General features: G+C 51.3%; 13 protein-coding genes, 1 rRNA gene and 1 pseudogene. 9 read left to right on the top strand and 6 right to left on the bottom strand.

Features of this window, described 5'->3' with window-relative positions:
• The first annotated feature begins 139 nt into the window (after positions 1–139).
• Positions 140–255: ribosomal RNA gene (rrf, locus tag INT21_RS18255) — 5S ribosomal RNA — on the top strand.
• An 882-nt stretch (positions 256–1,137) separates the two neighbouring features.
• Complete coding sequence (rlmM, locus tag INT21_RS18250) at positions 1,138–2,205, top strand: 23S rRNA (cytidine(2498)-2'-O)-methyltransferase RlmM (RefSeq protein WP_193085574.1); 1,068 nt, start codon at positions 1,138–1,140, stop codon at positions 2,203–2,205.
• Positions 2,206–2,235: 30 nt separating this feature from the next.
• On the opposite strand, the gene INT21_RS18245 is transcribed toward rlmM, so the two are convergent.
• Positions 2,236–2,523, bottom strand: coding sequence for an antibiotic biosynthesis monooxygenase family protein (locus INT21_RS18245; protein ID WP_089037636.1), 288 nt, complete (start codon positions 2,521–2,523; stop codon positions 2,236–2,238).
• A 28-nt stretch (positions 2,524–2,551) separates the two neighbouring features.
• Here INT21_RS18245 and tusA point away from each other — a divergent pair, with 28 nt between their 5' ends.
• Positions 2,552–2,803 carry a sulfurtransferase TusA gene (gene tusA, locus INT21_RS18240; RefSeq protein ID WP_089037637.1) on the top strand — a complete coding sequence of 84 codons (252 nt, stop codon included), beginning with the start codon at positions 2,552–2,554 and terminating at the stop codon, positions 2,801–2,803.
• A gap of 87 nt (positions 2,804–2,890) precedes the next feature.
• Here tusA and INT21_RS18235 read toward each other — a convergent pair whose 3' ends face one another.
• From INT21_RS18235 to INT21_RS18225, 3 genes and pseudogenes are all read right to left on the bottom strand, one after another.
• Positions 2,891–3,592, bottom strand: coding sequence for a hypothetical protein (locus INT21_RS18235; protein WP_193068408.1), 702 nt, complete (start codon positions 3,590–3,592; stop codon positions 2,891–2,893).
• Positions 3,593–3,704: 112 nt separating this feature from the next.
• Entirely contained in the window at positions 3,705–4,703 is a 999-nt protein-coding gene (locus INT21_RS18230) for a DUF3080 family protein (RefSeq protein WP_193068409.1), read from the bottom strand.
• Positions 4,704–4,706: 3 nt separating this feature from the next.
• Positions 4,707–6,125 (bottom strand): annotated as a pseudogene (locus tag INT21_RS18225) (MATE family efflux transporter).
• A 155-nt stretch (positions 6,126–6,280) separates the two neighbouring features.
• On the opposite strand from INT21_RS18225, the gene INT21_RS18220 reads away from it, so the two are divergent.
• The gene (locus tag INT21_RS18220; protein ID WP_193068411.1) at positions 6,281–6,862 is read left to right on the top strand and encodes an elongation factor P hydroxylase; all 582 of its coding nucleotides are present in this window, start codon (positions 6,281–6,283) and stop codon (positions 6,860–6,862) included.
• On the opposite strand, the gene INT21_RS18215 is transcribed toward INT21_RS18220, so the two are convergent.
• On the bottom strand, positions 6,859–7,338 hold the full coding sequence (locus tag INT21_RS18215) for a hypothetical protein (RefSeq protein WP_038483013.1): 480 nt from the start codon (positions 7,336–7,338) through the stop codon (positions 6,859–6,861). The two genes, INT21_RS18220 and INT21_RS18215, sit on opposite strands and share 4 nt — an antisense overlap.
• Positions 7,339–7,350: 12 nt before the next feature.
• A complete protein-coding gene (locus INT21_RS18210; RefSeq protein ID WP_193068412.1) occupies positions 7,351–8,202 on the bottom strand; it encodes a TatD family hydrolase in 852 nt (283 codons plus the stop codon).
• Between the two features lie 266 nt (positions 8,203–8,468).
• Between INT21_RS18210 and INT21_RS18205 the strand changes: the two genes are divergently transcribed.
• The 5 genes from INT21_RS18205 to INT21_RS18185 are packed head-to-tail and all read left to right on the top strand — an operon-like array spanning position 8,469 to position 15,387.
• Complete coding sequence (locus tag INT21_RS18205; RefSeq protein WP_193068413.1) at positions 8,469–9,701, top strand: ABC transporter substrate-binding protein; 1,233 nt, start codon at positions 8,469–8,471, stop codon at positions 9,699–9,701.
• A gap of 41 nt (positions 9,702–9,742) precedes the next feature.
• Positions 9,743–11,299: a fatty acyl-CoA synthetase gene (locus INT21_RS18200; protein ID WP_193068414.1), complete on the top strand. Its 1,557-nt coding sequence runs from the start codon at positions 9,743–9,745 to the stop codon at positions 11,297–11,299.
• A 2-nt stretch (positions 11,300–11,301) separates the two neighbouring features.
• Positions 11,302–12,444 carry an acyl-CoA dehydrogenase family protein gene (locus tag INT21_RS18195; protein WP_193068415.1) on the top strand — a complete coding sequence of 381 codons (1,143 nt, stop codon included), beginning with the start codon at positions 11,302–11,304 and terminating at the stop codon, positions 12,442–12,444.
• A 50-nt stretch (positions 12,445–12,494) separates the two neighbouring features.
• Entirely contained in the window at positions 12,495–13,682 is a 1,188-nt protein-coding gene (gene bktB, locus INT21_RS18190) for a beta-ketothiolase BktB (RefSeq protein WP_193068416.1), read from the top strand.
• 37 nt (positions 13,683–13,719) lie between these two features.
• Positions 13,720–15,387, top strand: a complete 1,668-nt coding sequence (locus INT21_RS18185) for a fatty acid--CoA ligase (protein WP_193068417.1) — start codon at positions 13,720–13,722, stop codon at positions 15,385–15,387.

Genomic DNA, 15,387 nt, shown 5'->3' with positions numbered 1-15,387 from the left:
ACCCAAGGGGTCTGGTCGCAGTGATAATGAAAACCGGATACGCGAATCAAGCCCAACGTGACACACGAAGGACTTGATACGAAAGAGACGACACAAAACATCAGTGACATGTTCAGCATGATATGCATTAAAAGTTACGCCTGACGACCATAGCACGCGTGAACCACCTGATCCCATGCCGAACTCAGAAGTGAAACCGCTTAGCGCCGATGGTAGTGTGGGGTCTCCCCATGCGAGAGTAGGTCATCGTCAGGCACTTATTTAGCAAGAAACCCAGCCAACCGGCTGGGTTTTTTGTTTGCGCGAAAGAAAATCAATTAGAGATGTTCCCAAGTCTCCGCACCGTCATTCCCGAGCCACCGCACCGTCATTCCCGAGTGGGGTTATCGGGAATCCACCTTGATCTTGGCCTGCAGCAGCCCGAAACCCCAGCCCAACATGGATTCCCGCTAAGAGCCTGCGGGAATGACGAGGGCGGCGCGGAGGTATAAGGCGGCCACCTCCCGAAGCGTGCACCGCACGTCATTCCTGAGCCACTGAACCGTCATTCCCGAGTGGGGTTATCGGGAATCTACCTTGACCTTGGCCTGCAGAAGCCCGAAACCCCAGGTCAACATGGATTCCCGCTAAGGGCATGCGGGAATGACGAGGGCGGCTCGGAGGGCTGGGGTGGAGTCTCCGTCAGGCACTTATTAAACAAAAAGACTAGCCGTCACTCCCGAGTCACCGCACGTCATTCCCGAGTCACCGCACCGTCATTCCCGAGTGGGGTTATCGGGAATCCACCTTGACCTTGACCTGCAGCAGCCCGAACCTCCAGGTCAACATGGATTCCCGCTAAGGGCCTGCGGGAATGACGAGAGCAAGGACCTGCGGTAATGACGAGGGCGGCTCGGAGGGCTGGGGGTGGGGTCATCGTCAGGCACTTATTAACAAAAACCCCAGCTTCAATTGAAGCTGGGGTTTTTTGTTGGTCACTGATAATGCTTTAAGTGCATCAAGCAGATAAATTATCGCTACTAATCTCACTACTTAGAAAGCATTTGAAAGAAAGTGCTATGATGCGGCGATTAGCGGGGGCATTTTATTCTGAATAGATGTTCACCTATGACATGAAATTACTTTCGAGGTGAAAGGGTGAGTGAAACAGTACCCACATCGTGGCTTGTCTATTGCCGCCCAGGGTTTGAAAGCGACGCTCTGGCTGAAATGCAACACCACGCCAAACAGCACGAGGTGAGTTGCGAACCTGCACAAGGCGAAGGTTGGGTGAGTTTAACGCGCTTAGATAAAGAGCCGATTAATGATTTGCATCGTAAAGCGGCGTTTAAGCAACTTATTTTTGCTCGTCAAAGTCTAGCTGCACTGCCTGCGCTCACGCTGTCCCGAGATGATAGGCTTACGGCTATTCTCGATCAGGTAAAGTCGAGTCGTTGGAGTTTTGAAGAAATTTGGCACGAAACGCCAGATACCAATGATGGCAAAGCATTGGCAGGCTTAATTAAAGCGCTGACTAAGCCATTGCAGAGTATGCTAAAAAAACGGGGCGCACTACGCGGTAAAGCCGGTGCACGTCGTTTACATATTTTCTGGACAGATGGTGATCGTGTTCAGTTGGGTATGAGTTTTCCTGACAATCGAAGTGAGCTGATTAATGGTATACGCCACCTACGTTTCCCATCTCGTGCACCAAGCCGATCAACGCTGAAGTTAGAAGAGGCATGGCATGAGTTTATTCCACGAGAAGAGTGGGATACAAGGCTTGCGGATCATATGCAGGCAGCGGATTTAGGGGCCTCCCCAGGTGGTTGGACTTGGCAGTTAGTCCAGCGTGGCATGTATGTTTATGCCATTGATAATGGGCCAATGGACAAGCAGCTAATGGCTACGGGACAGTTAGATCATCTTAAAGAAGATGGATTTACTTGGGAACCGCCGCAACGAATGGATTGGCTAGTTTGTGATATCGTCGATAAGCCTGTGCGCGTGTTAGCAATGGTGGAAAGATGGTTAACTCGCAAATGGTGTCGAGAGGCAATTTTTAATTTAAAACTGCCCATGAAGAAACGCTGGGACGAGGTTAATCGCTGTATTAGCACTTTGGAAGATGCGTTGGAAACGGCGGGAGTGCGCGCTACGATTACATGCCGCCACCTCTACCATGATCGGGAAGAAGTGACGGTTCATGTAAGGCTCGCTCACTAATTGAAAGGTAGGCGGAGTAGCGTGAGGGTGTTAACAGCCTGGCTCGTACACGCGGACAGTTTCATCTTCTGTTAATAGAGGTAGGATGCTCTGCATGGCCGCTGCACGTGCTTCACTTGAATGCCACTCTTTCCAAGCGCGAAGATCGCGCCATTTGGTAATCATCAGGCGGCGATCTGTATGGCCAAGTTCGACGAGCGTTTCTCCACCGACAAATCCTCGTACGCCAAGTGAAACGCGCATTGCTTCGCGGGCAGCCAGTTCATATTCTTCTTCCAGGCCAGGCATAATACGCCGTTCAATGATTACTTTGATCATGCTGTCTGTTTCCTAAACGAGATTGTAGATGACTGATAATACGTATGACCCAAGTGCCTTTGATGCATCGTTAGACACAACGGGTTTATATTGCCCTGAACCTATTATGTTAATGCATAACAAGGTGCGTGATATGACGCCAGGGCAGGTGTTGAAGGTAATAGCAACAGACCCCGCAACGACTCGCGATGTGCCAAAATTTTGTCAATTTTTGGGACACCAGCTACTGCAGCAAGAGGAGTCTGATGACCACTACGTGTATTTTATTCGCCTAGCGTAAAGCTTCTGTAGCTATGCGAGGCTAGCCATTAATATTGGCTTCAGGCTCTGGCTTTGATTGGGTAGCCTCGCAAGTGCTTAGTTAAGATCACCCCTCTTTATTTGGAACAACCATCATCGCCAAAGCTTCCAGTGTCGCGGGGTCTTCATCCATTATGCGGCTAGCGATATGGCGTTGAAAAAAGTAAACCGTGCGATGGCGGGAGTGGGCATCGTAAAGGCACTTGTCACCCAGTAGGATGGGAGACATCGTGGCTTGCTGTTCATCGGCAAGAACTGCTTCAACACTTCCATCGCTATAGAGACGCCATCCATAGACTTGCTTCATATTCCAGGGTGCATCGGGATGATTCATGCATAAAGCATAAGTGCCAAGGGTGTCTGGAAGCTGTTGAATCAGCGTAACCTCTCCTGAAGCTTCATACTCGAAGTAACTGGCTGAAGCCATTAGCTCGTCGTATTTATGATCAGGAGGAAGGGCGAAAATTTCTTCGGTTTCTGGATCGCGGTAGCCAATAAACTGGCCATTTTCATGGCTGTCGAGTTCATGACAAGCAGCGAGCTTCTCCATCCATGGCACAAGGCCAATGACGTTACCGTTCTCTTGTAGCCCCCAGGCCAAAACAGGTAGGCCGTAATACGTGTCGGGACTCGCAGCGAGCTGGTAGACCATCTCTAACCCATCTAGCTCAGGGGCTAGGCGGATCAAACATTTTTGCGCCTGCTGACGCTGACGCACGGTTTCCAGGTCGATGACCTGGGCAGAGCGGGGTGACAGGGATGCGCCCATAATGTCCCTCCTTGTGCTGCGTGGTCACGACATCGGTAAACAGCGTATGCTGCCTACCACTTAGTTCACCAATAGCACAGGTTGCCCAGAAGGTTAAGGGGGTTTGTGATTTTTAATTATCGGAGCAGCTAGCAAATTGATCTCGCAACGCTTGGTGTTGTGCTTTTACTTGTTGAAGTTGCTGCCAGGGAGCCTGTGGGTTGTTCAATGATAACCAAGTGTTCTGATAGTTTTTAACCACTTCAGGTGGCATTATTTGGTGGGCATTAATTAGTCGGTTAATTGCTGTAAGCCACTTGAGGGAAACCTGCTCAACTTGATTAAATCCTGCTGGAAAATCATCTTGAAGGCATTCACTAGTCGTTAAGCGCGTTGACTCAAGTGCTACGTTTGCCTCCGTTAAGCGTTGGTGGGCGAGTAACAGTGTGCGTAAAATTTCTGCTGTTAATGGCCTCTCTTGCAGCGCTTTAAGGTGGTTTTCAAGTGCTGAAGAGTCCTGTTGCCATGCTTGGCTAAATTGGTGCGTCACCATTCGCTCAAGGTAATCAACGGCAACCAGTTGATTGTCAATATTAGGTAGTTCAGCGCTGTTTAGGGGGGCACTTGCTCGAGAAAAGCTTTTTTCCCACTCTTCAGAATCAAAAATGGCATTCCAGCTGACCGCTGGTAGCTGTTCTGTCTTAAGCTCAGTTAGTTCAGCCAACCGCGCCTTATTGTCATCACTTAGGCCGTCAGGAACATCACTGTTCCAGCAGGCACTTAGGCGTTGCCATAGTGCGCGTTCGTAAAGCCAGTGCTGGCTAGGGGGAGCAACGCGCCCCAACTGATTGTTCCGCGCTGCAATGAGTGATGTTATCTGACACTCACGTAACGCATAGATATTGAGCATACCCTCTCGGGTTTCAGGAATATTGAATAGCCGCTCTCGACGTTCAGGAAATTTACCAATATTAGGTGGAGGGTGACGCTCAATATCGGCAATTGCAAGGTCGCTAGTGAGCTGTTGGTGATACTCTACCCAAGGCTGTTCAGCACCATTGTTTCCGCAGCTCACTAGTAGCAAGCTGGCACTGGCAGTCAGCCATAATATAAGTTGTGGGTAGAGCGCCATTGCTTACTCCTGTTGGCTAATCCACTTTAACCGCCAAGCAAGTAATAGTGCGGCTGTGCTGAGCCCCGCAATCAGGCCCATCCAGTAACCATGCACTCCCAATGGGGCAGACATGCCGCCTAGACCGTGAGTTCCTAGCCAGTGACCACCGCCTAAACCGACAATCCAGTAAGAAAGTACGGTAATGACCATCACGATTCGGGTGTCTTTATAACCTCGTAATGCACCTGCTAAGTTGACTTGAAGTGAATCGGATAGCTGGAAAATTACTGCCAGGGATATGATGGTGAGCGCCAAAGCCTGGATGTCGGCATTGGAGGTGTACAACGAAATCACCGGCACCGCTGTAAACCAAAGTAATGTACTGTTGATGACGGCCACAATGACACTGATCACGATACCGTTCCAAGCAACAGTGCGCGCCATAGCAGAACGTTGTTGGCCCAATGTATTACCAACGCGTACGGTAAGTGCCATGCTCAATGACATCGGCAGCATAAAGAGAATAGACGTGAAGCTTAGGGCGATTTGGTGAGCCCCGACTGTGACCTCTCCAAAGCTGGCAATAAACAAGGCTATCAGGGTAAATAACGTCACTTCCACGAAAATAGCCACACCGATGGGCATACCCACTACGACAAGCTCACGGATGCCGGACAGTGTTGGTGGGGTTAGCGTTTGCCAAATCGAGACGCTTTGATAGGCGTGTCCTTTACGGGTATAGAGAGCCATTGCAACGGCCATTGTCCACATCGAGAGTGCTGTGGCGATGCCGCAGCCGAATGCGCCTAGTGCCGGTAGCTGTTGCAGAGCGCTGGGTAATCCATCACCCAATAGATTAACTAGGCCATCGCCGCCATAGATAAGTAAATAGTTACTGGGAATATTAACGGTTAATCCCACTAAACTAATCCATAACGCGGGGCGGGTGTGATTCATGCCATCTGAAAAGGCTCTAAGCGCCTGAAACAAGGCGATTCCGGGCATGCCGAAGGCAACCGCGGAAAGGTAGGCAGCAGACTCTCTTGCAACCGCTGGAGGCACCCCCATAAGTTCGAAGATAGGTGTCACGACTGTCCACAGCAATATAGCGGCAGTGAAACCGAGTACTAATGCGACCCACAGTGCCTGGTGAACCGCAGGGCGAATATCACTGTTTCGCTTGCCACCCAAAAGGTGCGCCACGATAGGCGTAAGGCCCATTAATGTACCGGTCATAAATAGCATCAGTGGCATCTACAGGCTTGAGCCAACCGAAACGGCAGCTAAGTCGGTGGCGTTATGCCTGCCGGTCATGATGACGTCGACCACGCTCATACCCGCCTGTGCGAGTTGAGCACCACAGATGGGTAGTGCTAACGCTACCAACGTGCGTGTTTCTGGCCAATAGATGGATTTTATATTGCTAGTAAAGCCGCCCACGGTATGTTTCCTGTTTAGCAAAGTGACCCAACAAAAGCCGATAGAGTAGCAGGAGTTACTAGGATCTCGGTAGCTGTCTAATGATTTGCCATCTCTTTATCATCTGGACAAGGCGCGGGTATACTTTACGAAATGAACGACGACGTAGGTATATAGTGACTCACGAGCAGGAGCGTTGGACGCTTCACGACATAACGGCGCTGTTTGATGGTGTGTTTTTAGCACGTTATCAGACGCGATTAATCAAAGGTGGCGATGAACCCCTATATCGCCCAGCTACATCTGAAACACCTTATCATCAGGTGATTTTTGCGCGCGGCTTTTTTGCTAGTGCGCTGCACGAGATCAGCCACTGGTGCATCGCAGGAGAGAAGCGTCGGCAGTTGGAAGATTACGGATACTGGTACTTGCCTGATGGGCGCGACGCTCAGCAGCAGCACGCCTTCGAACAAGCGGAGATTGCCCCGCAGGCGCTGGAAAAGCTGTTTACCCACGCCTGCGGACGCACATTCCACGTTAGTGTAGATAATTTAGGTGGGGACGTTGAGGTCGATCGGGATGCGTTTGCCAACAAAGTAGATGCCAGAGCAGCACGTTATTTAGAAGAGGGACTGCCATTGCGTGCCAACGCTTTCTTTATCGCGTTGACACGCTATTATCAGCATCAAGATACTTTAGTTCAGGCCATTAAACAGGGGCAGCGAGAACTTGACGTGGCGCTGGTCGCGTCGGCTTAGTCTTTCTCGGTAAGCTGTTTGTGCAGCGTTAGCATTACTTCAATTTCGTGCTCGGGCCGCATCGGTTCGAGCCCCATGTCGTTAAAAATTTCGCTGCGTAAGCGGTGCCAATCTCTCGCGCTAATCGCTTCATAAAGCACCTGTGCCGGCGCTAATTCAACAAAAGGATCCAAGCCATAGGTGTCAAAGAGTCGAGCCAGTGCTGCTTCATCCTCACCGTTATCGCTGGTATACAGCGTAGCCGAGAAGTGATCGGTCTCTAGTTCACGTATTACATCCAAAGGGCTGACGCCGAGGCTTTCTAGCTCTTCAATGCTATAAGAACCCATCACGTTCGTGTCTTCACTGATCCAGCTATCGTCAGGCTGAATGAGTGTTTGCTTAATGCGACCATCAGGTAGAGACCAGGCAATAGCCAGCGGCAAGCCGTCATCTTCGCCCGTCTCAATGGCAATAAATCCTGGGTAATCAGCCACGCTTCGCTCCTTTTAAGCTTCCGCATCAAGGCGGAAAAAATGCTGGGCAGTGCGGGTTGTTGCGTTCCCCAGCTCGGTTTCAGTCACGTCATGCCACTGGGCAATCTCTCTTACAATCCATGGTAGCAAGGCTGGCTCGTGACGGCGTCCTTTTAGTTTGGCTGGAAGATTGCGAGGCAGCAGGTAAGGACAGTCAGTCTCTACCATTAACCTTTCTAACGGAATATCTTTCACTATTGAGCGAAGGTGATGACCTCTGCGCTCATCACAAATCCAGCCGGTTAAGCCAATATGAAGATCTAAATCGAGATAGCCGTGCAGCGTATCTCGATCAGCGGTGAAGCAGTGAATAACGGCTTGGCTGATATCATCTCGCCAGCTATGCAGCATTTCACGCATTCGTTGCCCCGCGTCGCGTTCGTGCAAAAATAGCGGTAAGCCACTTTCAGCAGCGAGCGCCAACTGAGCTTCAAACGCTCGCTCTTGCTCGTGAGGCGTTGAAAAATTGCGATTAAAGTCCAGTCCACACTCGCCCACGGCAACCACTTCAGGTTTTTGATGAAGCGCTTTCAACTGGCGCGCCACATCACTACTCCACCCGCTAGCATCGTGTGGGTGAACCCCGGCAGTGGCATATATTCCTGGGGTCTGTTTAGCCAGCTCTACGGCTTGCTCAGCGTGTTCAATATCAGTACCCGTCACTATTAAGGTAGCTACATTGGCCGCTTTCGCCCGCGCAATGACATCAGCTAAATCACGCTGAAAGCTCTCGTGAGTCAGGTTAGCGCCGATATCCACCAAGGGGGCACCAGAACGAAACTGCAGCGCCTCGGGTAAAAAACTATCCACAGCACTTGTCGCCAAGCGTCACACTCCCAGTGTCAGTTAAAGATTCGATAGCAGCCAGCTCTCGTTAATTATTTAGCCAGCTGTGAAATGCCATTGTAACGCTGGAGAGTAACAACGACTAATGGTCTATCCCGGATGGATATCTCATTCGAATGGCACGAATTGCAAAAAAACTGGCTCGATAGGTAAACAGTAAAGCAGTTTTTACTTTTAACATGAGGATGAAGCATGAAATAAATCGGGCTTAAGGCTCTTTTAATAACAATAGACAGGTGAAAAGCATGCATTTATCACGTCATTTCGCTATTTCTGCGCTATCGGCTGCGGTCATTACGGCTAGCTATGCGCCCAGCGTGGCCGCCAATGAAGGTATTTCAGATAATGAAATCCGTATTGGTTATCTAGCTGATATGTCGGGTGTTTATCGTGATCCCATAGGCCCATTAGGGCAAGACGCCATTGAGATGGCAATTGAAGATATTGGTGGCAGCGTACACGGTGCCCAAGTTGTCGTCTTTAGCGCTGATGATCGCAATAGCCCTGACGTTGGCTCAAGCGTGGTGCGTGAATGGATTGATGAACGCAATGTCGACATGGTCACTGGCCTAGTGGCTTCATCGGTTACATTAGCAGCAGTAGGCTTGTTAGAAGAGGCGGATAAACTTGGCTTAGTGAACGGTGCTGTTTCTTCGAGTGTCACTAACGAGCACTGCTCTCCCAACCATATTCACTGGGTTTACGATACCTGGGCGATGTCTAACGGTACGGCCAAAGCCATTACGCAGGAAGGCTATAAAAACTGGTATTTGCTCAGTGCCGACTATTCATTTGGCCATGCACTTGAAGCGGATGTCGAGCGTGTGGTCATCGAAAACGGTGGAACGATAGTAGGTAGCGCGCGCCACCCCTTTCCGAACAATGACTTTTCCTCTTTCATGCTGCAAGCCCAGGCATCGGGTGCTGATGTGATTGCGCTCAATAATGCCGGTGGGGACACCATCAATGCCGTTCAAACGGCAGGCGAATTTGGCATTACTCAAGCCGGACAGATTCTAGCAGGCATGGTGCTGTTCAGTACTGATATACGCAGCATTGGGTTGGAGAGCGCTCAAGGGCTGCAGTTCACTAAAGCATGGTATTACGACTTAACTGATGAAACACGCGCTTGGGCAGAGCGTTTCCGTGAGCGCACCGGCAGCATGCCGACTATGGTGCACGCAGGGCTCTATTCCAGCACCCGCCACTATTTAGAAGCCATTGAAGCGGCCGGAACAGACGACACGCAAACCGTTCGTCAGCAGATGGCCGATACCCCCATTAACGATATTTTTGCAACGAACGGCTACATTCGTGAGGACGGCCGTATGGTTCATGACATGTATCTCGTTGAAGTGAAAACACCGGAAGAGTCAGTCGATGAGGATGACCTCTTCAGAGTTGTGCGCACGATTCCCGCCGAGGAAGCATTCCGGCCACTTTCTGAAAGCGTTTGCCCACTCGTCAACAATTCGTAAAACGCTGAAGCCCTAACAACACATAACAATAAGGACTTGGCATGGAACAGACACCCTTAATTCACCGTAATACGATTGGCGCTGCGCTAAACCGCAGCGCTCGCAAATATTCTCAGCAACTCGCACTAACGTTTGGTGAACGAACCTGGAACTATCAATCGCTTAACAATGCCGCTAACAGCGTAGCCAGTGGCTTGTTAAAGGCCGGTCTTTCTCCTGGGGATCGGTTGGCGGTATACGGTAAAAACTCCGATGCCTATGTCATTGCCTGGCTTGCTGCCACTAAAGCGGGCTTAGTACATGTGCCTATTAACTTTGCGCTAAGTAGTGATGAACTGCGCTATATCCTTGAACAGTCCGGGGCGAAAGGAGTGCTAAGCGATAGTTCGTTAGCTGACAAAGTGCAGCAGGCAACCCAGGGTTTAGCATTAACGGTCAATGGAACACTGCATGCTGATCAACAAGATATCCCGTTAGGTCGTTTTGATGTCTTGGCTTATGTGCATTCCTCGCCATCAACAAGGGAGCCAGCGGTCGCCGTAGAGGGAAGCAGTTTGGCACAGCTGCTCTATACCTCTGGCACAACAGCAGCGCCTAAAGCGGCAATGATGACCCACCAAGCGCTGATGGCGGAATATATGGCCTGCATGGTGGAGTTGGATATCAAGGGAAGTGACGCCATGTTGGCCGCTCTTCCACTTTACCACTCCGCACAAATGCACGTTTTTTTGATGCCAGCTTTACTACTGGGCGCCCCCATTCATTTGCTTGAAGCACCGCTTCCGGATAGCTGTCTGGCGACAATTACCGAACAAAAAATCGTATCTTTTTTTGCGCCGCCCACGGTGTGGATCAGTTTGCTACGTCATCCTGACGTTGATCGGCTTGATTTAACTTCGCTCAAGAAGGCGTACTACGGTGCCTCGATCATGCCGGTGCCTGTGTTGGAAGAGATGCAGCAGCGTTTCTCCGGCGTTGGTTTATATAACTGCTACGGGCAGAGTGAAATTGCCCCCTTGGCAACGGTATTACGTCCAGATGAGCATGCAGAGCGTCCTGCGTCGGCGGGACGGCCGATACTTACGGTGGAAACGCGCATTGTTGATTTGGAAATGAACGACGTTGCCCCCGGTGAGCATGGCGAGATTGTCCATCGTTCGCCGCAGTTAATGACGGGCTACTGGGATAAGCCGGAGATGACCGCTGAGTCTTTCCAAGGCGGCTGGTTTCACTCTGGTGATGTGGGCTACTTCGATGAAGCAGGCTATTTATATGTCGTGGACCGGATTAAAGACGTTATCAATACGGGGGGCGTGCTGGTTGCCAGCCGTGAGGTGGAAGAGGCGCTGTTTAAGCACTCGGCTATTTCGGAAGTAGCGGTGGTGGGGCTGCCTGACGAAAAGTGGATTGAAGCGATTACCGCCGTCGTTGTGGTGAAAGAGGGGCAAGTGGTTAGCGAGGATGAACTTATCCTCCATACAAAAAACTTGATTGCACCCTACAAAGTTCCTAAGCGTGTGGTGTTTGCAGAGGCTCTGCCAAAAAGCACCGCAGGTAAAATTCTTAAACGTCACCTGCGCCAAGACCTAAAGGAGTGAGCATGGACGAGCAAACACAGGCGCTGTTTCATGACATGATCAGCCGCTGCTTAGCGCAGGAAGTGGCACCTTTCTATGACCAGTGGGAAGCGGACGGTGAAATACCGCGCTCTTTATGGCTAGCGCTGGGTGCCGCTGGTCTATTGGGGATTGATCTTGATGAGACCTATGGTGGCTCAGGTGCCGATATTGCCATCACCCAACTGGCACTGGAGGAGATGTCTCGGCAAGGGTTTGGTGGGCTAGCCAGCGCTTACAACATTCACGCCAATATCGTGATGCCTTACCTGCAAAATTTAGCCACTGATGAACAGCGCGAAACCTGGCTACCCCGCATGGCAAGCGGGGAGTGGTTGGGGGCGATTGCCATGAGCGAGCCGCATGCTGGCAGTGACTTGGCAGCGATGAAAACCCGCGCCACCAAAACAGCCGATGGGTGGCTGCTCAACGGCAGCAAGCTGTTTATTACCAATGGCCAAGTGGCCGATCTCGTTATTGTCTGTGCAAAAACAGACCCCAGTGCAGGTGCAAAAGGGGTCTCGCTGTTTTTGGTTGATACGTCACTTGCCGGTTTTTCCCGTGGCAAGCCCATTAAGAAAATTGGCCAGCACGCCAGCGATACGGCAGAACTAGCATTTGACCAGCTGCAACTGCCTAACAGTGCCTTATTAGGGGAAGAGGGCGCTGGGTTTCGCTATCTAATGCAAGAGCTGCCCCGGGAGCGCTTAGGCGTAGGCGCGCAAGCGCTTGGCGCGGTAGAGGGCGCGTTGGCATTAACGCTTGATTACGTTACCCAACGTCACGCGTTTGGTCAGCGCGTGGCCGACTTTCAAAATACCCGCTTTACGCTGGCTGAGATCAAGGCACAGCTGGATGTCGCGCGAGCTTACTTCGACCAGTGCGTTAATAGGTACCGCCACGGCACGATGACAAGTACCGAGGCCGCGATACTCAAATTACAGCTTAGCGAGCTGCAGTGTCGTGCTGTTGATCGGTGCCTTCAGCTGTTTGGTGGTTATGGCTACACCCATGAATATCCCATTTCACGCTTCTATTTAGACGCCCGCGTGCAAACTATTTACGCCGGTAGTTCTGAGATTATGAAAGAAGTGGTCGCACGCTCGCTGTTGGGCAAAGTGGCTTAAGCGCTTTTCTTAAGTCCTTTTCCGCTGTGCGTTATTACTAAGGAGAGATTATGCAACTGGATAGCGTTGTTATTGTAAGCGGTGCTCGCACCGCTATTGGCGGGTTTGGTGGGTCGCTCTCATCTTTCGCGCCCCATGCGTTAGGCACTATCACTGCTCAGGAAGCATTGCGCCGTGCGGGCATTGCTGGCGCTGATATCGATCACTCTGTGTATGGCCATATTATTACCACTAGCCCAGAAGATGCCTATCTTGCCCGTCATATCGCGTTGAGTGCGGGTGTGCCGAAAGAAGCCGGTGCCTTTAATGTTAACCGGTTATGTGGTTCCGGCGTGCAGGCAGTGATATCCGCTGCGCAGCAAATCGCTCTGGGCGACAGCCGCTTAGCATTGGCAGGTGGGGCTGAGTCGATGTCGCGGGGCGCTTATCTACTGCCGCCCCAAGCACGCAATGGCATACGCCTTGGCGATGCCAATATCCAGGATCTTACCCTCGGCATTCTTAGTGATCCATTTGGCAGCGGACATATGGGAATGACCGCTGAAAATATCGCCAAGCAGTATGGCTTAAGCCGCGAGCAGCTAGATCAGTTTGCGGTGGATAGCCATCGTAAGGCGGCAAAAGCCATTGCAGAAGGGTATTTTGACGCGCAAATCGTGCCTGTTGAGGTGACAAAAGGAAAACAGACGGTTTCCTTTGCCCGTGATGAGCATGTGCGAGAAGGCGTTGAGTTAAGCGATTTAGCACGGCTTAAACCGGCCTTTAAAAAAGAGGGAGTGGTTACGGCAGGCAATGCCTCTGGAATCAACGATGGCGCAGCGACCTTGGTGCTGGCGCATGCTGATGAAGCACAGCAGCGCAATTTAACGGTTAGGGCGCGACTGCGCGTGGCAACCACCGCCGGCGTGGAGCCTTCGGTAATGGGGTTAGGGCCAATCCCTGCGGTGAAACGCTGCCTCCAGCAGGCAGGGCTGACGATCAATGACATTGATGTGATTGAGTCCAATGAAGCGTTCGCGGCGCAAGCATTGGCGGTTGCCGATACGCTGGGTTTCCCATTGGAAAAACTAAACCCGAATGGTGGTGCGGTGGCGCTCGGCCATCCAGTAGGCGCGACCGGTGCCATCTTGATTCTAAAAGCCTTACACGAATTGGAGCGACGTCAGGGCCGCTATGGTTTGATCACGCTGTGTATCGGCGGTGGGCAGGGCATTGCGCTGCTAATAGAGCGCGAATAACAAACGGTTTTCCAATAACAATCGACAGGTGTGTTTTATGTCTACGATAACGCCAAAAATACTTCCTTCTACGCCGTCTGCGACTAGCTCGCCGCTGTTAATTAGCGACTTACTTGAGTCCGGTGTTCGAATGGCAGGGAACAACCAGATTGTTTATCGAGACCAGAGCCGTCATGACTATCAACGTTTTCGTGAGCGGGTACACCAGCTTGCCCATACGCTAACAGCACAGGGCGTTCAGGCTGGTGATGTGGTGGCGGTGCTGGACTGGGACAGCCATCGCTATTTAGAGTGCTTTTTTGCCATTCCCATGATGGGTGCCGTGCTACACACCGTCAATGTACGTTTGGCGCCTGAGCAAATTCACTACACGATGGAGCACGCTGAAGACGTCTTTGTACTGGTACATGAGGATTTCGTACCGCTACTGGAGCCGCTGGCTGATCAACTACCTAATATACGCGGTTACCTACTTTGCCAAGATGCGGCGAGTCAAGAAACACAAAGCACCGTCAGCACGTCGCTGCCATTAGTGGGTGAGTTTGAGGCGTTGTTAAGTGAGCAGCCAACTCATTACGAGTTCCCTATTTTTGATGAAAATGCAGTGGCTACGCTGTTCTACACGACGGGCACCACCGGCAACCCGAAAGGAGTGTTTTTTACCCACCGCCAATTAGTTCTGCACACACTAGGTGAAGCCAGTACCTTCCAAGCACCGGGTTGTGAGCTGCTCAACCGTGACAAGGTATACATGCCCATCACGCCGATGTTCCATGTGCATGCGTGGGGAGTGCCTTACACCGCCACGTTGATGGGAGCGACCCAGGTCTACCCTGGCCGCTATGAGCCGGAAATGTTGGTCAAACTGCTGGTGAACGAAAAGGTCGATTTCTCCCACTGTGTGCCAACGCTGTTAAATATGGTGGTGAGCGCTGACGCTATCGCATCGAAAAAAATTGATTTAACTGGTTGGAAGGTGCTTGTGGGCGGCAGTGCGCTAACCCAAGCCCTGGCTAGCCGTGCTTGGTCACTCGGCATTGATACACGTAGTGCTTACGGCATGTCAGAAACCTGTCCGCTGCTAACCGCTGATATTTTGCCTCAGGATGTTGCCGAAGCTGATTTTGAAACGCAGCTTCCCTGGCGGTGTAAGGCTGGTTTACCCGTGCCCCTAGTGAAATTGCAGGTGGTTGATGCCAATGGAGAACCGTTACCCCATGATGGCGTCAGTGTCGGTGAAGTGCGTGCCCAGGCACCCTGGTTAACCCAGGCGTACTACAAAGAAGAGAAACGCAGTGAAGAGCTTTGGCGGGATGGATGGCTGCATACCGGTGATGTTGGCTCGATTGATGAGCATGGTTTCTTGGCCATTAGCGACCGTATTAAAGATATCATCAAAACCGGTGGAGAGTGGCTCTCTTCACTTGAGTTGGAAAGCTATATCAGCCAATGCCCAGGTGTGGCGGAAGTGGCGGTCATTGGCGTTACGGATGATAAATGGGGTGAGCGTCCAGCAGCGCTCGTTGTTCCCAGCGATGTCAATAACCCGCCCACGGCAGAAGAGGTACAGGCGTTTATGGAGCAGTTCGTCGAACAGGGCAGCATCAACCGCTGGGGCATTCCATCGTTGATTCGCTTCGTAGATGAAATTCCTAAAACCAGTGTCGGTAAGCTGGATAAAAAGCGCATTCGCACTGAGATATAA

The sequence above is a fragment of the Halomonas sp. 3F2F genome, from assembly GCF_014897805.1.
In the GTDB taxonomy this organism is placed as follows: Bacteria; Pseudomonadota; Gammaproteobacteria; order Pseudomonadales; family Halomonadaceae; genus Vreelandella.
This window is presented reverse-complemented; position numbering and strand designations above follow the sequence as displayed.

Bases quoted from the DNA above. Each gene is read 5' to 3' on its own strand.
- INT21_RS18200 (WP_193068414.1), top strand. From the start codon at position 9,743: ATGGAACAGACACCCTTAATTCACCGTAATACGATTGGCGCTGCGCTA.
- INT21_RS18235 (WP_193068408.1), bottom strand. From the start codon at position 3,592: ATGGGCGCATCCCTGTCACCCCGCTCTGCCCAGGTCATCGACCTGGAA.
- tusA (WP_089037637.1), top strand. From the start codon at position 2,552: ATGACTGATAATACGTATGACCCAAGTGCCTTTGATGCATCGTTAGAC.
- INT21_RS18185 (WP_193068417.1), top strand. From the start codon at position 13,720: ATGTCTACGATAACGCCAAAAATACTTCCTTCTACGCCGTCTGCGACT.
- INT21_RS18230 (WP_193068409.1), bottom strand. From the start codon at position 4,703: ATGGCGCTCTACCCACAACTTATATTATGGCTGACTGCCAGTGCCAGC.
- INT21_RS18195 (WP_193068415.1), top strand. From the start codon at position 11,302: ATGGACGAGCAAACACAGGCGCTGTTTCATGACATGATCAGCCGCTGC.
- bktB (WP_193068416.1), top strand. From the start codon at position 12,495: ATGCAACTGGATAGCGTTGTTATTGTAAGCGGTGCTCGCACCGCTATT.
- INT21_RS18245 (WP_089037636.1), bottom strand. From the start codon at position 2,523: ATGATCAAAGTAATCATTGAACGGCGTATTATGCCTGGCCTGGAAGAA.
- INT21_RS18205 (WP_193068413.1), top strand. From the start codon at position 8,469: ATGCATTTATCACGTCATTTCGCTATTTCTGCGCTATCGGCTGCGGTC.